Raw genomic sequence first — 17594 nt, forward strand, 5'->3', positions numbered from 1 at the left:
CCGGTTTACAGGGGGCCACACATGCATGATCTGCGTCTGAGTGCCCGCCGCCTGGCCGATGGCAGCGCCATAGGTGCGGTGCATGCCGTGCAGGCGCAAACGCTGCGCCGAGTGCCCTTTGTACGGCCGACGCTGATGCGTGTGCAGGCCGGGGCCAAGCGCGTGTTCGGCCCGCTGGGCGAGCAACACGCCGGCACGCAGCACCTGATCGGTGTGCCCGCTGGCGCAGAGATCGACCTGATCAACGACCCGGACCCGCGTTCCGGCCGCTATGCCGCCGTATTCGTCGAGCTGGGCTCCGAGTTGCTGCGGCAGTTCCGCCAGCTGCACGGTGCACAGCTGGCCAGCCTGCCCAGCCCCACCCAGCCGGATGTGCTGCTGCCGGCCGACGCGGTGCTGGAGCTGAGCTGGCAACCGCTGCTGGCCGCCTGGCAGACGCAGGCGCCCGATGCGGTGCTGTCGCACCACCTGCATGGCGTGCTGCTGGCGTTGTTGCTGGCCGGGCGCGGCCAGTTGCTGTTCCAGCCAGCGGCGGCACCGCTGGCCGAGCAGGTGCGCTTGTTGCTGCAACTCGACCCCGCGCATGGCTGGAGTGGTGATGAGGTCGCGCAGCGGCTGAACCGCAGCGCCGCCACCTTGCGCCGCCAGCTGGCTGCCGAGGGCAGCGGCTTTCGCGAGCTGCTGGATGAAGTACGCCTCGGTTACGGGCTGGGCCTGCTACAGATGGGCGAGCGGCCCATCAACGAAGTGGCGGCGCTGTGTGGTTACGAATCCGCCTCCAAGTTCGCTGCGCGCTTTCGCGAGCGCTTCGGCCTCACGCCATCGGCATTGCGTGACAGCCAGCGGGCCGCCGCAGGCCATTGAGAAGCGACCTCGCCTTGCGGCGGGCATCAAGCCCCCGGCCAAGCCGGGGGCTCACCCGTCTTGGCGGGCGAAATGGCGCGGCCCGCCTTGTTTGATTCCACCCCCCGCCCTCGTCGCCGCTCGTGAGTGGCAGGGATTAAACAAGACCGGACCGAATTTCAGTGCACTTGAACGCACTGAGCGGATTGGAGCGGTCGTTGCGCGTTGCGGGGCCATGGTCCATGCGCGCAATGCTTAGCATGACGGTGTTGATCGCACAGGAGAACGTCATGCACGCAGTTGCCCGTTATACCGCCGCCCTCACCCTGTTGGGTGCCAGTCTTGCCCACGCCGGCGGCTTTACCCTCAGCAGCCCCGATGTTGCCAACGGCAAGAAGCTGGCCGATGCACAGGTGTTTTCCGGCTTTGGCTGCACCGGCGGCAATGTGTCGCCTGCGCTGAGCTGGAAGAACGCCCCGGCCGGCACCAAGAGCTTTGCCGTTACCGTTTACGACCCGGACGCACCGACTGGCAGCGGCTGGTGGCATTGGGTGGTGATCAACCTGCCCGCCGATGCCACCGGCCTGCCGCAAGGCGCGGGCAGTAGCAAGGGTGACTTGCCGGCCGGTGCCGTGCAGATCCGCACCGACTTTGGCGCAGCCGGCTTCGGTGGCGCTTGCCCGCCCAAGGGTGACAAGCCACATCGCTACATCTTCACCGTATACGCGCTGAAGACCGACAAGCTGGATGTGCCTGCCGACGCCACACCGGCGCTGGTGGGCTACAACCTGCACTTCAACACCCTGGGCAAGGCCAGCCTGACGGCGCGCTACGGGCGTTGAGAACTACCCCGAGTCTGGCTGTAAACGCTTGATCCGTGCCACTGACGAGCGCCAGCGAGGCTCCCTCGCGGCGGCGAGGGCGGGGGGCGTGGAATAAAACAGAATGAGCCGGTGCCTCACTTGCCAATACAAGTGAGAACCCGGCTCTGCCGGGTTCTTGATGCCGGTTAACCTGCAAGACGGTAACCTGATGCAGGAAGGCTCAACCGCTGGCCTGCACCCTGCGGCTCAAATGCTCAGCCAACCTGCGCATGGCGGGGGATGGATCGTCCGGCGCCAGCTGCACATCCAGCAGCACCGGGCAGTCGGGCGAGGCCAGCGCGTAGTGCCAGGCCTTGTCGAATTCCACTTCGTTCTCGACCCGGAAGCCCTGCAAGGGGCCGAAGACCTCGCCCAGCTTGTCGAAGCGCCAAGGGCTGATGTCGTTGAACGGGCCGTCGAGGATGTAGCGTTCGGTGCTGTAGCCGGCGTTGTTGAACACGATCACCACCGGGTTCAGCCCCTTCCACGCAATGGTGGCCAGCTCCATACCCGTCATCTGGAAGGCGCCGTCACCCACCAGGATCAGCGGGCGCTTGCCGCTGCCCAGTTGCGCGCCCAGCGCGGCGGGCACGGCAAAGCCCATGGTGGTGTAGAAGGCCGAGGCCAGAAAGCCGGTGCGCGGGTGCACGCGCAGCTCCAGCGCGGCAAACAGGCAGTCGCCGGTATCGCACACCACGATCATGTTCTCGGGCAAGGTGTCGTTCAGCCGGCCGATCAGCCTTGCTACCTTCATCGGTGTGCCTTCGTGCGGAAAGCCGCTGGCGCTCAATACCGGCGGCGATGCCGGCCACGCTTGGGCGGATTGTTGCAGGGCGGCGGTGAGCGCGCGCAGGAAATCGCCCAGCTGCACGTTGGCATAGCGGTGGTGGCGGATGCGTACTTCGCCATCCACGGCCTGGATCATGTGGCGCGCGTCGATGCGCGCGGTAAACACGCCCAGATCGACGTCGTTGAGCGTAACGCCGAGCAGCAGCAATACCTCGGCACTCTCGATGCGCTCACGCGTCTGTTCGCCGCCCATCGCGCCCTCGTAGATACCCAGATAGGCCGGGTGGCGCTCTGCAATCACCGATTTGCCGGTCAAGGTCGCGGCCACCGGCACACGCGCACGCTCGACAAAGCGCACCAGCTCGTCCTGCAGGCGCGAGCGGTGCAGCTCCACGCCGGCCAGTACGGCGGCCGACTGCGCGGATTGCAGCAAGTCTATGGTTTCGTGCACGGCTTCGGCCAGTGCCTCGGCATCGCTGGCGGCTTCGGGTTCGTTGCTGGCCGGCAGCAGGCGGATGTTGCGGTCGACCAGATCGCGCGGCAGTTCCAGATACACCGGTTTGCTGGCCTGTTGCGCCACGCGCAGTGCGCGGTCGATTTGCCGCGCGGCCAGCAGCGGATCGTCCAGCACGGCCGAATACGCGGTAATGCGTTCGAAGATTTCGCGCTGCAGGTGGAAGGGGCCAAAGCGGTGGTGCAACAGTGCACGTTCGCGTTGCTCGTTCACCCCCGGCGCGCCGGAAATCACCACCACCGGCGAGCTTTCGGCATAGGCGCCGGCCACCGCGTTTACTGCCGCCAGCGCTCCCACGCCATAGGTGACGGCCAGCGCACCGAGGCCACGGCAGCGCGCGTAGGCATCGGCGGCAAAGGCCGCGTTTTCCTCGCGCGTGGCGCCCACCTGGGTCAGCGCGCTCTGGCTCAGCAGCTGGTACCAGCGCAGGATATAGTCACCGGGCACGCCGAACACATGGCGTGCCCCCTCGTCATACAGGCGCTCGATCAGATAACTGCCGATGCCGGTTTGCGCGTTGGCCATGCTGCCTCCTGCGCCGTGCCAAGTGGATAGTTCACCCTAGTCCATACACCTTGCCCCGTGGCCGCCGCGTGATGGTTTTACCCACTGGCCGGCAAGCGGGCGAGCGCGCATGCTGCAGCTATCCCCACCGGAACCATTGCATGCCGCACGAACTGCTCTTTTTGCTGCCGCTGGCCTTTGCCGCCGGCCTGATCGATGCCGCCGTCGGCGGTGGCGGGCTGATCATGGTGCCGGGCCTGTTTGCCACCTTCCCGCGCGAAACGCCGGCCGCGCTGATGGGCACCAACAAGTTCGCCGCCATCATGGGCACGGCATCGGCCACTCTGCGCTATGCACGGCAGGTGAAGCTGGACTGGCACATCCTGCTGCCATCGGCGCTGGCGGCTTTTGTCGGCTCATACGCCGGTGCGCGCGTCATCCATCTGCTGCCGGCGTCTTCCGTGCGGCCGCTGGTCATCGTGCTACTGCTGGTGATGCTGGCCTATACCTGGTTCAAGCCGGCCTTCGGCAGTGAAGACGCCGGCCGGCCGCTGACCCGGCGCGATCTGTATGTGGGGCTGGCCATCGGTGCGGCCATCGGTTTTTACGATGGCTTCTTTGGCCCCGGCACCGGCTCCTTCCTGATTTTTTTGTTCATCCGCTTTTTCCATTTCGACTTCCTGCGCGCATCGGCGTCCGCCAAGGTGGTGAATCTCGCCACCAATCTGGCCGCGCTGGCCTTCTTCGTGCCGGCCGGCATGGTGTACTACCAGTACGCCATCCCGATGGCGCTGGTGAATATCGCCGGCGCGCAGGTGGGCAGCCGGCTGGCGCTCAAGGGCGGCAATCTGTGGATACGCCGGCTGTTCATTGCGCTGGCGCTGGTGCTGCTGGCACGGCTGATCTGGCAGACGGTGAGTGGTGCGTGAGCGATGGGGTAGGGCCTGTTAACACTTATTTCGCGCTTGCGCTGGGCCGCAAAGAGGTCAGCTACAAGGCACGCAACGCAGGCAATAACCGGTTATTGCCAAGGCGCGTAACGCCGTAGATGACCTCTTTGCGGCCCAGCCCCGCGGGTTCGGGGGATTTCGGGCGGTTCGCTGCGTTGCAAACCGCTTGCGGTACCCGTACCGCGGCGCGTTCTGCGCCTTGCGCTCCATCCCGAACTACCCCGAACGCAAGCGTGAAATAAGTGTTAACAGGCCCTAGAATGCCGGCATGAGCACACCATCAGCCCTTAGTTGCGATACCTGCCGCGCCGCCTGCTGCCAGCTTGAAGTGATGCTGCTGGCCGGCGATGATGACGTACCGCCGCAGTTCATCCAGCGCGATGACTGGGGGGGCGAAGTGATGCGCCGGCTGGACGACGGCTGGTGTGCGGCGCTGGACCGGCGCAGCATGCGCTGCACCATCTACGCGGTGCGGCCGCTGATCTGCCGCGAGTACGAACTGGGTGATTACGATTGCCTGATCCAGCGGCAGCGCATCCCCATCCTGATGCAGCGCAAGGAGGACACGTGAACTACTGGTTGATGAAGTCCGAACCCGATGATGTCGGCATCGACGATCTGCAGCGCATGGGCAGCGTGGGCTGGTATGGCGTGCGCAACTATCAGGCGCGCAATTTCATGCGCGACCAGATGCAGCTGGGTGACGGCGTGCTGTTCTACCATTCGAGCTGCCCCGAGCCGGGCGTGGCCGGGCTGGCCGAGGTCAGCAAGCTGGCCTACCCGGACCCGACCCAGTTCGACCCGGAATCCAAGTATTTTGATCCAAAATCCACTGTAGAAGCGCCACGCTGGCAGCAGGTGGACGTACGCTTCGTCGCCAAGACGCGCTTGCTGGCACTGGATGAACTGCGCCGTTATTCCGAGCTGGCCGGGATGACCATCCTCAAGCGCGGCAACCGGTTGTCGATTACCCCGGTGACGCCGGCCGAGTGGTCCTTTATCAAGGCCTTGCTGACCTGAGTGCTGCCTACAGGTGGTGAACCGGTAGCAAGCACCCGGCAAAGCCGGGCGCTGACCGTTTGTGAAGTGATGCTGCGGCTTTTCTCTGTGTTATTCCACTCCCTTGTCCTCGCCGCTGCGAGGCAGCCTCGCTTTCGCTGGTCGGTGGCATGAATCGACTTCTGCAATTTGATGCAGGGGTCTGGACGGGCGGTATCTGTCCCATGCGTACAAACCCATGCTTGGCGCTATGGGGGCGATTCTTTATGCTGGCAGGCTATGAAAAAATTGCCATTCAGAATCGACGGTTTTCTGCTTTCCATGCTGTGCGCAGTGGCGCTGGCACTGCTGTGGCCGGCCATCGGCACCAGTGACGGGCCGCTGCATCTGGGGCTGGTGACCAATCTGGGCGTATCGCTGGTGTTCTTCCTGCACGGGGCCGCGCTGTCGCGCCAGAGTCTGAAAGCAGGGGTGTCCAACTGGCGGCTGCATGCTTTCGTGCAGTCCACCACCTATCTCGTGTTCCCGCTGATCGGCATCGTGCTGGTGCTGGCAATACGCGGTGCGCTGCCGCCCGATCTGGTGCTGGGCGTGTTCTATCTGTGCGCGTTGCCGTCCACCATTTCGTCATCGGTGGCGATGACCAGCCTGGGCAAGGGCAATGTTCCGGGGGCGATTTTCAATGCGTCGCTGTCCAATATCGTCGGCATGGCGGCCACGCCGTTGCTGATCGGCATCATGGTCTCCACCGGCGGCGCCCACCTGCCGCTGGGCAAGGCGGTGCTGGATATCGCCTTGCAGCTGTTGCTGCCCTTCGTGCTGGGCCAGTTGCTGCGGCCGTGGCTGGCAGACTGGCTGGCGCGCAACAAGCCCGTGATCAGCAAGCTGGATCGTGGTGTGGTGGTACTGATCGTTTATTCTTCGTTCTGCGATTCGACCGCTGCCGGGCTGTGGCACAACTATGCGTGGTGGATGCTGGCGGTGGTGTTCGTGCTGGTGGGCATCTTGCTGGCGGTGGTGCTGCTGGGTACCACGTGGATCAGCCGCAGCCTGGGTTTCAGTCTGCCGGATGAAGTGGCTGCGGTGTTCTGCGGCTCCAAGAAAAGCCTGGCCACCGGCATCCCCATGGCCAAGTTGCTGTTTGCCGGCCATCCGGGCCTCGGGCTGATCGTGTTGCCGGTGATGTTCTATCACCAGCTGCAATTGCTGGTGTGCTCGGTGCTGGCCCGCCGCTATGCGGAGCGTGCAGCATGATGCCGGCACTGCTGGCCTGCTTGGGGCTGGGTTGCGTGGCCGGTTTTCTGGCCGGGCTGCTCGGGGTGGGCGGCGGGCTGGTGATCGTGCCGGGGCTGTTGTTCGTGTTCCACCTGCTGGGCATGAGCGGGCCGCATTTACAGCATCTGGCGCTGGGGACCTCGCTGGCGACCATCGTGTTCACGTCGCTGTCCAGCCTCAAGGCACACCATGATCGTGGCGCGGTGCGCTGGGCCGTATTCCGCACCATTGCACCGGGCATCGTGCTGGGTACTTTTGCCGGTGCGCAGCTGGCCGGCTTGCTCAGCACCATCGCGCTGCAGTGGTTCTTTGTGGTGTTTGCCTACACCGTGGCGGCGCAGATGCTGCTTGATGCCAAGCCCAAGGCGCAGCGGCAGTTGCCGGGCAGGGTGGCTGTGGCCGGTGCGGGTGGCTTCATCGGCGTGATTTCGAGCTGGGTGGGCATAGGCGGGGGCTCGCTGTCGGTGCCGTACCTGCTGTGGCATAACGTGCCGCTGAAAGAGGCGATCGGCACCTCGGCAGCCATCGGCTTGCCGATCGCACTGGCGGGCGGCGTGGGCTATGTGTTCAGCGGCTGGGGCGTGGCCGGGCTGCCGTCAGGCAGTCTCGGTTTTGTCTATCTGCCGGCGCTCGCGGGCATCGTGCTGGCGAGCTTTCCACTGGCCAAGCTGGGTGCCGCCGCCGCGCACCGCTTGCCGGTACCGGTATTGAAGAAGTGCTTTGCCGGTTTGCTGGCGGTATTGGCCAGCAAGATGCTGCTAGCCTTGATTTAACCGCTATTCAACTGGCTTGAGGTAGTCGCACCGCTGGCGCGCGCAAGTGAGGCTCCCTCGCTACGGCGAGGGCGTGGGATCACGCGGGGAGAGCCGCTGCCGCTTCCCTACGGCGGTGAGAACCCGGCTTGGCCGGGTTCTTTATGACGGTGACTTCACAGCAAGTGCCCGAGACTACCCGGCAGGCCCTCAAACATAGCGGAAGATGCTGACAAACTGCGCGATGCTGCCCCCCAGCACGAACAGATGCCAGATACCGTGCCCGTGGGGGATCTTCTCGTCGAAGATGAAGAAGATGATGCCGATGGTGTAGATCAAGCCGCCCGTGGCCAGCCACCACAAGCCCGCTGCCGGCAGGGCGGCGACCAATGGCTTCATGGCGATCAGGATCAGCCAGCCCATCAGCACATAGATGGACAGCGAGAACACGCGCGTTTTCTTGCCGATCAGGTTTTCCTGCACGATGCCGATGATGGCCAGCGCCCAGTTCACGCCGAACAAGGTCCAGCCCCAGGGGCCGCGCAAGGTCACCAGTGCAAATGGCGTATAGCTGCCGGCAATCAGCAGGTAGATGGCGCAGTGATCCAGCCGCTGGAATACCACCTTGCCGCGCCCGCGCAGCCAGTGATACAGCGTCGAGGTGAGATAAAGCAGGAACAGCGTGGTGCCGTAGATGCTGACGGCAACCACTCGCCAGGCATCGCCCTGCAGGCTGGCAAAGACGATCAGCAGCACCAGCCCGGCCAGCGCCATGACGCTGCCGAGCAGGTGGGTGAGGGTATTGAGGCGTTCGCCTTTGTACATGGGCGGCGTACCGGAATGGAGGTGTGATGACCCAGCCTACCCGCGATGACCGCCGTGCTGAAGGGCAATTATTGGCATGGCATACAATTCACACTCGTCATGCCGGCTGCCGTCTTTACCACGAGTACGAGGCTCCCTCGCGGCGGCGAGGTGTGGAATCGAACAAGGGGCGGCCGGTGTACCACCTGCCTGTGGCCGTACGAACCCGGCTTTGCCGGGTTCTCGATGCAGGTTGGCTATAACAGCGCAGGTACCCCCAGCAGTCAGGCTGCCGGCCATACCTCGCCAAACGCGGCCTCATACTGCGCACGGATGGTCTCGGGCGTGAACTGGTGGTTCTGTGCGCCGCGCTGCGCGATCTTGAGCGAGCCGAGCAGGCTGGCCAGGCGGCCGGTCTGCCGCCAGGCCCAGCCGCGTGCCAGACCGTACAGCAGGCCGGCGCGGAAGGCATCGCCGCAGCCGGTGGGGTCGACCACGGCAGCAGCCGGCACGGCCGGAATGTCGTGGCGTACGCCGTCAGCGTAAATGTGTGCGCCCTCGGCACCCAGTGTCACCACCAGCGCCTTGACCATGCCGGCCAGCGCGTCCATGGTCAGGCCGGTTTTCTGCAGCACCATTTCTGCTTCGTAGTCGTTCAGGGTCAGGTAGTCGGCCAGGCCAATCAGGTGCAGCAGTTCGGCACCGTCAAATAGCGGCAGGCCCTGGCCCGGGTCGAAAATGAAGGGGATGCCGGCAGCAGCCAGTTGCTCGGTGTGATCGACCATGCCCTGCTTGCCATCCGGCATCACGATGCCCAGGGTGGCTTGGGCTGGCGCACCGGCTACGGTGACCTCGTGGGCATGGTTCATCGCGCCGGGATGGAAGGCGGCGATCTGGTTGTCATCCAGATCGGTGGTGATGAAGCACTGACCGGTGAAGTGTTCATCCAGTACCTTGATGCCGTCGCGACGGATGCCCAGTTGGTCAAGGCGGGCGGCATAGGGGGTGAAATCACTGCCGGCGGTGGCGAGGATCAGCGGTTCATCACCCAGCAGCTTGACGGAATACGCGGTGTTGCCCGCGCAGCCGCCGAATTCGCGGCGCATTTCCGGTACCAGGAACGACACCGACAGCATATGGATCTTGTCGGGCAGAATGTGGTTCTTGAAGCGGTCAGGAAAGACCATGATATTGTCGTAAGCAAGCGAACCGCAGATCAGGATGGCCATGAAGTAGTCTCGGGCAGTAATTGAATTTTTTGCGTAGCCGCTGTTTACCCGGCTTTTGTGATTTTTGCCACACATTCATGCAAGCCGCTGCGCCGCCGATCGGCCAGAATTACCGATCGAACGGTTTTAGTGAAGGTTTAATGACAACATGGGTAATGTTGTCACTTCTGTAAATCTATGTAACAGCGCGCATGGTTGATATAACGACGCTTCTTTCCTGCCTGATGGCCGTGCTGGCATTTGTCAGCTTCGTCATGCTCAGTACCAGTCACCCCGAACAGGGGCTGACCTTGCTGACGATGGCCGCAGTAACCGGTGTTTTTGCTGCCGGTCTGTCGGCGTTCGCGCCGCTCTGGCTGGCCATCGGCGCCTGGGCGTTGACCGAGGGCATGCTGCTGTATGCCGGGCGCGAATACTATGCGATCAAGCAGAACGCGCTGCCGGTGATCATTCCTGCGGTGCTGGCGACGGCTGTGGCCGGCGCGCTGGCGTTCTTCCATATCGGCCCCGGCGTACAACTGATCAGCCTGGGGGCCGCTGCGGTCCCGCTGAGCATGCTGCGTGTGCTGACCCTGCTGCGCGCCGGCGGTGACGACAGCACGCCGCGCCATGCGCTGATCGGCCTGCAATTGCTCTATGTGCTGTATTGGGCAGTGGTGATGACCATGCCTTTGTACAGCGACAACGCCGCCTATAGCGTGGGCCTGCTGCTGCTCGGCCCGGCGGTTATCCTGCTGATCAATGCGCTGCTGTGGCCGCAACTGCACGCCATGCGGCTGCGCAACCGCATCAACCGGCTGGCGCGCTTTGATGCGTTGACCGGTTTGCTCAACCGCCGTGGTTTTGAAGAGGCCGTGCACCGCGAGCTGCGCCGCCGCAGCCGTCAGCAAAGCAGCATCTACGCGCTGATCCTGATCGACTACGACCGTTTCCGCACTGTCAACGCCCGCTATGGCCATGCCGCTGGCGATCTGGTGATCCAGCATGGTGTGAAATACCTGCGCCTGCTGCTGAACAACGAGCGTGCGGTGATCGGCCGTATCGGCGGGGATTCCTACGGCGTGCTCTATCCCTGCGAAGACGGCCACGATGCACGGCAATGGCTGGTGGACGTGCGCGAGCAGATGCGGGCCTGGAGTGTCGATTGCGGTGAAATGACCATTCCGGTCTCGGCCAGCGCCAGCCTGGCGCTCTACCCGCACGACGGTGGTGATTTCGAATCGCTGTACCGCGTGGCCATGCGCCAGCTGGTGCAGGTGCAGGGGCCGGGTGCGGCGCTGATTTCCACACTGGCCGTCGGCGATGCAGAACCGGTAGTCCAAGGGCGCAAGAAAAAGCGTGAACAGTCCTTGCCTGGCATCGAGGTGGACTGGGACGAGCAGTGGGATGGCATAGACAGCCTGTTCGGCAAACAAAAACCGGCGTAAACGCCGGTTTTTTTATTTGCCGGCAGCCAGCCTTGCGGGCTGATGTGCCGTGCCGGGCTGATCAGCCGGTCAGCTTGGCCAGTGCTTCACGATACTTGGCGGCAGTCTTCTCGGCCACTTCCAGCGGCAATGCCGGTGCGGGCGGGGTTTTGTCCCAGCCGGTGCTCTCCAGCCAGTCGCGCACGAACTGCTTGTCGTAGCTGGGCGGGTTGCTGCCCGGCTGGTACTGGTCGGCCGGCCAGAAGCGGCTGGAGTCCGGCGTCAGCGCTTCGTCCATCAGGCACAGCGTGCCGTTTTCATCCAGACCGAACTCGAACTTGGTATCGCCGATGATGATGCCGCGCGTGGCCGCGTACTCGGATGCCTTCTTGTACAGCGCGATGGCAGTGGCGCTGACCTTGGCGGCCAGCTCGGCGCCCAGGATGGCTTCGCACTGCGCGTACGAGATGTTTTCGTCGTGATCGCCCACTGCTGCCTTGGTGCTGGGGGTGAAGATCGGTTCCGGCAGCTTGTCGGCTTCGCGCAGACCGGTCGGCAGTGCAATGCCGCACACGGTGCCGTGCTGCTTGTATTCTTTCCAGCCCGAGCCGGCGATATAGCCGCGCACGATGGCCTCGACCGGTACCGGCTTCAGGCGCTTGCACACCACGGCGCGGCCTTCCACCTGCGCGCGGTCGGCTTCGCTCACCACGTCCTCCGGCTGGTCGCCGGTGAAGTGGCTGGGCACCACGTCTTTCAGCTTGTCGAACCAGAAGTTGGAAATGGCGGTCAGGATCTTGCCCTTTTCCGGGATCGGCTCGGCCAGGATCACGTCGAACGCCGACAATCGGTCGGTGGCGATCATCAGCATGCGCGTATCGTCGATTTCGTACAGATCGCGCACTTTGCCCGAGTAGATCTTCTTCAGGCTGGTGAGGTTGGTGGTGGTCAGGCCGGACATGGCGGCTCCTGCAAAGTGGTAAATAGCGTCAGGGCGGTATTGTACAACGCGCTCTGCCACGGTTGGGCTTGCCAAGCACGCCGCGAGTCGGCACGCTGGCCGCAAATACGGAGGAAACCGGCATGGCCAAGCATTTCAAACTCGCCCCGCATGAACTCAAACCGCTGATCGAGGGTCATGGCGATGCTTTTGCCACCGACCGTATCGTGGTCGACGGCGCACCGGTCGGCTTCATGTACCGCGAAGAGCCGGAAGACAAGGACGACAGCGGCTGGCGCTTGCTGGCCGGCGACGAGTCGGACGAATACATGGACAACCCCAAGTATCTGGGGGTGTACAAGCTCAATACGCTGGCCAATTACGACCCCAGCATCATCCCGCTGCTCGACGCCCCGGTCGGCAGCGCGTTCGAGAAACTGCCGGACAGCGACGAGTTTTACGAAGTCGAAGATTGGTCGTAAGCCTGCGTGTACCTGCAAACGGCGGTTGCAAGAGGGCAGGCATCAAGCACCCGGCCAAGCCGGGTGCGCTTCATCTCGTGGGGTGAACCAGCGGCTCTTGCCTGTTTGATTCCACTCCCCCCGCCCTCGCAGCCACGAGGGAGCCTCGCTATTGCTCGTCAGTGGTCCGGGAGGGATTTGTGGGGGTGGACTCAACGCAGGGCAGCCAGTGCCGCCCGCGTCAGCGCAGACAGTGCCGCGCGCTGCTGGCCATCGGCATCGAAATTGTCCGGGGCCAGCCATTGCTGGAAGGCCGCGTGCAGGGCCGGCCATTCGCTGTCGAGGATCGAATACCACGCGGTATCGCGTGAGCGGCCTTTCACCACGGTGGCCTGGCGGAAGGTGCCCTCGTACAGAAAGCCCAGCCGTTCCGCCGCGCGGCAGGATGGCGCATTCAGCGCATTGCACTTCCATTCATAGCGGCGATAGCCCAGCGCAAACGCGTATTCCATCATCAGCACCATGGCTGCGGTGGCCAGCCGGTTGCGCTGCAGGGCGGGCGAATAGGTCAGGTGACCGACCTCGATGCTGCCCGAGGCGGGCATGATGCGCAGATAGCCGGCCACGCCCAGCGCCTTGCCGCTGGCGTCGTCAATGATGGCGTACATCAACGGGTCGCTGGGCGCGGCCATTTCCGCGGTCCAGGCGTGCACTTCGGCGGCGCTGGCAAACGGGCCTGCTGCCAGATAGGTCCACAGGCTGGGTTGACCGGGCACGTTGTACGCTTGCCAGAGGTCGTCGGCATGGCGGGCCGCATCCAGCGGTTCCAGACGACAGCCATGGCCGGACAATACGCGACGCTCGGGTGGCGTTGGTGGTGTCCAGCCGGGCAGCAACGGGCCAACGGGCTGGCCGTATTCATTCAGGTCGTGAGGCATGGCGCGCTCCGGGTATCCAGCATGCAGTGTGCATCAGCCGTGGGGCTGCGCGCAGTGGCAGTGCGGCCGGGCGGTGGCGGTTACAGATGCTTGGCGGCCTCGCGCAGCGACAGCGGCGACAGCCGTTCGCCCTCGCGGGCCAGAAAGCCACCCACCGCATCCGCGTCGGTGCGCGCATATTGCCGCAGCGCCCAGCCTATGGCCTTGCGGATGAAGAAATCGGGGTGACCGGCATTGTCACGACAATAGCCAAACAAGCGCGCGGTATCGGTAGCGGTCTTGTAGCCCAGCTGGTGCAGGATGGCGGTGCGCTTGTGCCACAGCCGCTCGCCTGCGGCCCAGTCGTCCATCACTGGCAGCAGTCCCGGAAGGATTTGCACCAGCGGGCCGACCACGTTGGCCGCCAGACCGTCCACGCTGTCCCACCATGCCTTGCTGCCTATCAGTTCGTCCAGCACCGGCAGGGCCTCGCTCCCAAGCCGGGCAGGGCGGTCTGCCAGCAGGTCTACCGCGGCGATCTGGTATTCGCGTTCGGGCAGTGCCCACAGTTGCCGGGCGGCATGCAGGTAATCGGTAGCGGTAAAGCTGCTGCGCGCAGCGCGGATCAACGGGGTGGTGACGGCGCGGCGCTCAGCCGACTTTACGCCCAGAAAGGCAAACTGATCGCGCATATAGGCCGCCATCGCCGCAGCATTAGCCGTGTCGGCCTGCGCCAGCAAGCCGTGCTGCAAACTGGCGACGAAACCTTCGGGGGTGAGCGGCTGTGCGGTCATGGCGGGCAATCCATGGGACGATCAGGTGATGATGCCCGATGAGCCGGGCCGCTGACGAGCGCGGGAGCGTCACAGCTTGAGCTGGCTGAATGCAAAGAACCCGGCCTGGCCGGGTTCTTGGTACTGCAGATACGCAGGGCATCAGCCGTTCAGCGCAAGGTGTCCTTGATGGCCTCGGCCTGTTCCAGCGCTGCATCGGCGCTGGCGGCCAGCACGTTGAAGTGGCCCATCTTGCGGCCGGCGCGTGCGTCCTTCTTGCCGTACAGGTGCAGCTTGGTGTTCGGTGCGGTCAGCAATACATCCCAGCGCGGCTCGGCGCCGTGCTCGCCCCATACGTCGCCCAGCAGGTTCACCATCACCGCTGGGCGCAGCAGATCGGTCTTGCCGGGGTAGAGGTGGCACATGGTGCGCACTTGCTGCTCGAACTGGCTGGTCAGCGTGGCATCCAGCGTGTAATGGCCGCTGTTGTGCGGGCGCGGCGCCATTTCATTGATCACCAGCTCGTCGCCTTCCAGCACGAAGAACTCGACCGCCAGCACGCCCACATAGTTGAGCTTCTCGGCCAGCTGCATCGCCATCTGGCGCGCACGCTCGGCGATGGCCGCCTCGACACGGGCCGGCACGATGGACACATCGAGGATGCCGCCAACGTGCTGGTTCTCCGCCACCGGGAAGCAGGCGATCTCGGTCTTGCTGGTGCGCGCGACGATGGCCGAGACCTCGGCCACCAGCGGCATCATTTTTTCCAGCACGCAGGGCTGGTGCTTGAGGTCGGACAGCGCCAGGCGGGCTTCCTCAGCGGTCTTTACGCGCACCTGGCCCTTGCCGTCGTAGCCCAGACGGGCAGTCTTGAGGATGCCGGGCAGATAGGCCGACAGATCGCCGTTCAGGTCGCCGGCATTGTTGATGGCGAGGAAGGGCGCGGTGGCGAGGCCTGCATTGCGGATAAAGGTCTTCTCGGCCACACGGTCTTGCGCAATCGCCACACAATCGCCCGACGGGCTGACCGGCACGCCTTGCGCCGCCAGCCAGCGCATGCTGTCGGCGTTGACGTTCTCGAACTCGGTGGTGATGGCCGCACAGGTGCGGGCCAGCTCGGCCAGCGCATCCGGGTCGGTATACGGCTTGGCGATGTGCACGTCGGCAAAATCGGCCGCCGGGGCATTCTGATCCGGGTCGAGCACCGTCACGCGGTAGCCCATGGTCTTGGCTGCCGTGGCAAACATGCGGCCCAGCTGGCCGCCACCCAGAATGCCCAGCATGGCGGGCGGCAAAATCGGCTTCACAGCCATCAGTCTTCCTTTCTCTGTCGGGCCCGCACCACTTGCAGTTGTGCGTAGCCCCAAAAACCCAATCCGTACAACAGGCCGGCCACCAATCCCAGCGGCCAGGCCGACAGCACATGCTGCCAGTATGGACCGGGATCATTCAAGACAACGGGTAGCGCGCCATACAACAGGCAGAACGGCAGCCCCCAGAACAACAGGCCGCGCAACAGCAGGCAGCGCCAGAAGCCACCTGTCACCACGCGTTGCCAGCGTTCCTGATCGTGATCATCCATGGAGGATTGCCCGACGGGCATCAAACCGGCGGCAGTTCCATCGCCAGCACGGTTTGCTTCTGGCGCTCGCGGAAGTCAGCCAGCTTGTCGGCCAGTTCCTTGCTGCTGTTGGCCAGCATGGCAATGGCAAACAGCGCTGCGTTGGCCGCACCAGCTTCGCCGATGGCAAAGGTGGCAACCGGCACGCCCTTGGGCATTTGCACGATGGACAGCAGCGAATCTTCGCCACGCAGGTATTTGCTTGGCACCGGTACACCCAGCACCGGCACGGTGGTCTTGGCGGCCAGCATGCCCGGCAGGTGGGCTGCGCCGCCGGCACCGGCGATGATGGCCTGGATGCCACGGCTGGCCGCTGTTTCTGCGTATTCGAACAGCAGATCCGGTGTGCGGTGTGCAGAAACGACCTTGCATTCAAACGCAACGCCGTAGGCTTGCAGCTGTTCGGCCGCGTGCCGCATGACATCCCAGTCACTGTTGCTGCCCATTACCACGCCGACCTGAATCATGCGCACCACCCCAAAAAGCGTTGATTTTACCGAAGATATTGCCTGCCCATAAAGCCAACCGACAACAGGTGATGAATTTGACGATGAGAGCCGCCAACAAAAACCGGTGCGGCGGCCGCAAGGCAGGCAAAGCGCAGGCGGTACAAACCGTGCGGCCGGCGAGCACAAAGTGCCAGCAGGGTCTTGGTTGTCGTTGCTAATTAGAAAATTAGTATTGACTAATGTTTTGGCTTGGACCATGATGAGCACATGGTTGCCTTATGGGTGACATGTTGTTTGTTTCCATCTTCTCGCTTCAAGCCGGGCATGCGCCCGGCATTTTTTTGCCTGTCGCAAACCGCTGTCATGTCAGTGCAATTGTCCGGTCATCCGTACGCATTAAGCTCCGAACGTCTAAACGATTCGGGTGCCTGGTATGAAAAAATCCTTGCTGCGTCTGTCGCTCGGCCAACGGCTGGCGGCGGGTTTTGCTGCGGTCATCGTGTTGCTGGGGGCCGTCAGCGCCTATAGCTGGCACACCATGAATACGCTGCAGGCCCAGCTCAACGACGCGGTGGGCAGCAGTAGCCGCAGGCTGGAAACAGTGCACCAGCTCAAGGAAGCCGTCCTGGCCGAAGAAGGGCATCTGCTGGCGTTGATGCTGGCCGACCAGCCCGCCAAGGCGCGCGTGCTGACCGAACAGCTGGACGGCGCGCACCGGCGGGTGACCGAGCTGGGCCGGCAACTGGCAGAGCTGGAAACCGGTGGCGCCCCGCGTGATCTGCAGCTGGCGTTGGGTGGCTATAACAGCGAAATTGCCCAGATCCGCGAAATGCTCGATATCGAGGACCGCTACGGTGCCAATACCGAGGTGAACATCGAACTGCGCCAGCGCCGCACTGCGCTGTTTGGCGTGCTCGATCACATGCTGGCGGCACGTGGTGCCCAGCTGCAGCAGGCCATGCAGAGCAGCAATGCCAGCGTGAGTGCTGCCCGCCTGTGGCTGGTCGTGCTCGGCGCAACAGCGGCAGTCATCGCACTGTTCACCGGCTGGCGCATTACCCGTACCGTGATGCGCGAGGTGGGGGTGGACTTGAATGCAGCGGTTGATCTGGCGGCCGATCTCGCCAACGGCAAGCTCAAGCTCTCCATGCGCCGTGCCGATTTTGGTGCCGGCAGCGTGATGGACTCGCTGCTGGCCATGCGGGACCGCATGATGGATGGCTGGCGCTATCGCAAGACTGCCGCCGGCAATGCCGCGCTGACCGCACGTGACAAGCTGGTGGACGGCCGTGCGCGCCAGTTGCTGGTGCTGATTGACGGCCAGCGTGCGCTGTCGGCACTGATCGAGGTCTTTGGCGAAACCGCCTGGGCGCAGCTGCGCGAGCTGGAAGCCATGGGCTTCATCACCCGTGCCGATGGCATGGCAGCGCCGGTGGACGTGCCGGTTGAGGCTGTTATGCAGGCCTTTGAGCCGGAACTGGTGCCCGAGCCGGCCTGATCCGCCG

At 64.0% G+C, this 17594-nt stretch carries 19 protein-coding genes; 10 read left to right on the forward strand and 9 right to left on the reverse strand.

Going from position 1 to position 17594, the window contains the following annotated elements; all coding sequences use genetic code 11:
- Positions 1-21 precede the first annotated feature (21 nt).
- Both B9A19_RS14275 and B9A19_RS14280 read left to right on the forward strand, forming a co-directional pair.
- On the forward strand, positions 22-864 hold the full coding sequence (locus B9A19_RS14275) for a helix-turn-helix transcriptional regulator (RefSeq protein WP_176216946.1): 843 nt from the start codon (positions 22-24) through the stop codon (positions 862-864).
- Positions 865-1133: 269 nt separating this feature from the next.
- Positions 1134-1685 (forward strand): kinase inhibitor, encoded by a 552-nt coding sequence (locus B9A19_RS14280; RefSeq protein WP_139798856.1) that lies wholly within the window; start codon positions 1134-1136, stop codon positions 1683-1685.
- A 202-nt stretch (positions 1686-1887) separates the two neighbouring features.
- Here the strand turns inward: B9A19_RS14280 and B9A19_RS14285 are convergent, their stop codons facing one another.
- On the reverse strand, positions 1888-3534 hold the full coding sequence (locus B9A19_RS14285) for an alpha-keto acid decarboxylase family protein (protein WP_084091486.1): 1647 nt from the start codon (positions 3532-3534) through the stop codon (positions 1888-1890).
- Positions 3535-3674: 140 nt separating this feature from the next.
- On the opposite strand from B9A19_RS14285, the gene B9A19_RS14290 reads away from it, so the two are divergent.
- The 5 genes from B9A19_RS14290 (at position 3675) to B9A19_RS14310 (ending at position 7510) form a co-directional block, all read left to right on the forward strand.
- Positions 3675-4442: a sulfite exporter TauE/SafE family protein gene (locus B9A19_RS14290; protein ID WP_084091487.1), complete on the forward strand. Its 768-nt coding sequence runs from the start codon at positions 3675-3677 to the stop codon at positions 4440-4442.
- A 289-nt stretch (positions 4443-4731) separates the two neighbouring features.
- Complete coding sequence (locus B9A19_RS14295; RefSeq protein ID WP_084091488.1) at positions 4732-5034, forward strand: YkgJ family cysteine cluster protein; 303 nt, start codon at positions 4732-4734, stop codon at positions 5032-5034.
- Positions 5031-5483, forward strand: a complete 453-nt coding sequence (locus B9A19_RS14300; protein WP_084091489.1) for an EVE domain-containing protein — start codon at positions 5031-5033, stop codon at positions 5481-5483. The genes B9A19_RS14295 and B9A19_RS14300 overlap by 4 nt, the downstream gene beginning before the upstream one ends.
- 258 nt (positions 5484-5741) lie before the next feature.
- Positions 5742-6716 carry a bile acid:sodium symporter family protein gene (locus tag B9A19_RS14305; protein WP_245804348.1) on the forward strand — a complete coding sequence of 325 codons (975 nt, stop codon included), beginning with the start codon at positions 5742-5744 and terminating at the stop codon, positions 6714-6716.
- Entirely contained in the window at positions 6713-7510 is a 798-nt protein-coding gene (locus tag B9A19_RS14310) for a sulfite exporter TauE/SafE family protein (RefSeq protein ID WP_217807072.1), read from the forward strand. The genes B9A19_RS14305 and B9A19_RS14310 overlap by 4 nt, the downstream gene beginning before the upstream one ends.
- Before the next feature lie 189 nt (positions 7511-7699).
- Here B9A19_RS14310 and trhA read toward each other — a convergent pair whose 3' ends face one another.
- Together trhA and B9A19_RS14320 are read right to left on the reverse strand one after the other, a co-directional pair.
- Positions 7700-8314, reverse strand: a complete 615-nt coding sequence (gene trhA, locus B9A19_RS14315) for a PAQR family membrane homeostasis protein TrhA (protein WP_084091490.1) — start codon at positions 8312-8314, stop codon at positions 7700-7702.
- A 263-nt stretch (positions 8315-8577) separates the two neighbouring features.
- The gene (locus B9A19_RS14320; protein ID WP_084091491.1) at positions 8578-9522 is read right to left on the reverse strand and encodes a carbohydrate kinase family protein; all 945 of its coding nucleotides are present in this window, start codon (positions 9520-9522) and stop codon (positions 8578-8580) included.
- Between the two features lie 191 nt (positions 9523-9713).
- Between B9A19_RS14320 and B9A19_RS14325 the strand changes: the two genes are divergently transcribed.
- Positions 9714-10949, forward strand: a complete 1236-nt coding sequence (locus B9A19_RS14325) for a GGDEF domain-containing protein (protein WP_084091492.1) — start codon at positions 9714-9716, stop codon at positions 10947-10949.
- Between the two features lie 61 nt (positions 10950-11010).
- On the opposite strand, the gene B9A19_RS14330 is transcribed toward B9A19_RS14325, so the two are convergent.
- Positions 11011-11889: a phosphoribosylaminoimidazolesuccinocarboxamide synthase gene (locus tag B9A19_RS14330; protein WP_084091493.1), complete on the reverse strand. Its 879-nt coding sequence runs from the start codon at positions 11887-11889 to the stop codon at positions 11011-11013.
- 122 nt (positions 11890-12011) lie between these two features.
- Here B9A19_RS14330 and B9A19_RS14335 point away from each other — a divergent pair, with 122 nt between their 5' ends.
- Complete coding sequence (locus tag B9A19_RS14335) at positions 12012-12350, forward strand: DUF2185 domain-containing protein (protein WP_084091545.1); 339 nt, start codon at positions 12012-12014, stop codon at positions 12348-12350.
- A 191-nt stretch (positions 12351-12541) separates the two neighbouring features.
- Here the strand turns inward: B9A19_RS14335 and B9A19_RS14340 are convergent, their stop codons facing one another.
- The 5 genes from B9A19_RS14340 to purE form a co-directional block, all read right to left on the reverse strand.
- Entirely contained in the window at positions 12542-13267 is a 726-nt protein-coding gene (locus B9A19_RS14340) for a GNAT family N-acetyltransferase (protein WP_084091494.1), read from the reverse strand.
- Between the two features lie 80 nt (positions 13268-13347).
- Positions 13348-14040 (reverse strand): DNA alkylation repair protein, encoded by a 693-nt coding sequence (locus tag B9A19_RS14345; protein WP_084091495.1) that lies wholly within the window; start codon positions 14038-14040, stop codon positions 13348-13350.
- A gap of 149 nt (positions 14041-14189) precedes the next feature.
- On the reverse strand, positions 14190-15332 hold the full coding sequence (locus tag B9A19_RS14350; RefSeq protein WP_084091496.1) for a 5-(carboxyamino)imidazole ribonucleotide synthase: 1143 nt from the start codon (positions 15330-15332) through the stop codon (positions 14190-14192).
- On the reverse strand, positions 15332-15601 hold the full coding sequence (locus tag B9A19_RS14355) for a hypothetical protein (protein WP_084091497.1): 270 nt from the start codon (positions 15599-15601) through the stop codon (positions 15332-15334). Before B9A19_RS14355 ends, B9A19_RS14350 begins: the two co-directional genes overlap by 1 nt.
- Positions 15602-15621: 20 nt before the next feature.
- Positions 15622-16107 carry a 5-(carboxyamino)imidazole ribonucleotide mutase gene (gene purE / locus B9A19_RS14360; RefSeq protein ID WP_084091498.1) on the reverse strand — a complete coding sequence of 162 codons (486 nt, stop codon included), beginning with the start codon at positions 16105-16107 and terminating at the stop codon, positions 15622-15624.
- 415 nt (positions 16108-16522) lie between these two features.
- Between purE and B9A19_RS14365 the strand changes: the two genes are divergently transcribed.
- Positions 16523-17587: an MCP four helix bundle domain-containing protein gene (locus B9A19_RS14365; RefSeq protein ID WP_084091499.1), complete on the forward strand. Its 1065-nt coding sequence runs from the start codon at positions 16523-16525 to the stop codon at positions 17585-17587.
- Positions 17588-17594: the final 7 nt, after the last annotated feature.

Source organism: Andreprevotia lacus DSM 23236, assembly GCF_900176275.1.
Taxonomy (GTDB): Bacteria; Pseudomonadota; Gammaproteobacteria; order Burkholderiales; family Chitinibacteraceae; genus Andreprevotia; species Andreprevotia lacus.

Bases quoted from the DNA above. Each gene is read 5' to 3' on its own strand.
- B9A19_RS14275 (WP_176216946.1), top strand. From the start codon at position 22: ATGCATGATCTGCGTCTGAGTGCCCGCCGCCTGGCCGATGGCAGCGCC.
- B9A19_RS14280 (WP_139798856.1), top strand. From the start codon at position 1,134: ATGCACGCAGTTGCCCGTTATACCGCCGCCCTCACCCTGTTGGGTGCC.
- B9A19_RS14285 (WP_084091486.1), bottom strand. From the start codon at position 3,534: ATGGCCAACGCGCAAACCGGCATCGGCAGTTATCTGATCGAGCGCCTG.
- B9A19_RS14290 (WP_084091487.1), top strand. From the start codon at position 3,675: ATGCCGCACGAACTGCTCTTTTTGCTGCCGCTGGCCTTTGCCGCCGGC.
- B9A19_RS14295 (WP_084091488.1), top strand. From the start codon at position 4,732: ATGAGCACACCATCAGCCCTTAGTTGCGATACCTGCCGCGCCGCCTGC.
- B9A19_RS14305 (WP_245804348.1), top strand. From the start codon at position 5,742: ATGAAAAAATTGCCATTCAGAATCGACGGTTTTCTGCTTTCCATGCTG.
- B9A19_RS14310 (WP_217807072.1), top strand. From the start codon at position 6,713: ATGATGCCGGCACTGCTGGCCTGCTTGGGGCTGGGTTGCGTGGCCGGT.
- trhA (WP_084091490.1), bottom strand. From the start codon at position 8,314: ATGTACAAAGGCGAACGCCTCAATACCCTCACCCACCTGCTCGGCAGC.
- B9A19_RS14320 (WP_084091491.1), bottom strand. From the start codon at position 9,522: ATGGCCATCCTGATCTGCGGTTCGCTTGCTTACGACAATATCATGGTC.
- B9A19_RS14325 (WP_084091492.1), top strand. From the start codon at position 9,714: ATGGTTGATATAACGACGCTTCTTTCCTGCCTGATGGCCGTGCTGGCA.
- B9A19_RS14330 (WP_084091493.1), bottom strand. From the start codon at position 11,889: ATGTCCGGCCTGACCACCACCAACCTCACCAGCCTGAAGAAGATCTAC.
- B9A19_RS14335 (WP_084091545.1), top strand. From the start codon at position 12,012: ATGGCCAAGCATTTCAAACTCGCCCCGCATGAACTCAAACCGCTGATC.
- B9A19_RS14340 (WP_084091494.1), bottom strand. From the start codon at position 13,267: ATGCCTCACGACCTGAATGAATACGGCCAGCCCGTTGGCCCGTTGCTG.
- B9A19_RS14345 (WP_084091495.1), bottom strand. From the start codon at position 14,040: ATGACCGCACAGCCGCTCACCCCCGAAGGTTTCGTCGCCAGTTTGCAG.
- B9A19_RS14350 (WP_084091496.1), bottom strand. From the start codon at position 15,332: ATGGCTGTGAAGCCGATTTTGCCGCCCGCCATGCTGGGCATTCTGGGT.
- B9A19_RS14355 (WP_084091497.1), bottom strand. From the start codon at position 15,601: ATGGATGATCACGATCAGGAACGCTGGCAACGCGTGGTGACAGGTGGC.
- purE (WP_084091498.1), bottom strand. From the start codon at position 16,107: ATGATTCAGGTCGGCGTGGTAATGGGCAGCAACAGTGACTGGGATGTC.
- B9A19_RS14365 (WP_084091499.1), top strand. From the start codon at position 16,523: ATGAAAAAATCCTTGCTGCGTCTGTCGCTCGGCCAACGGCTGGCGGCG.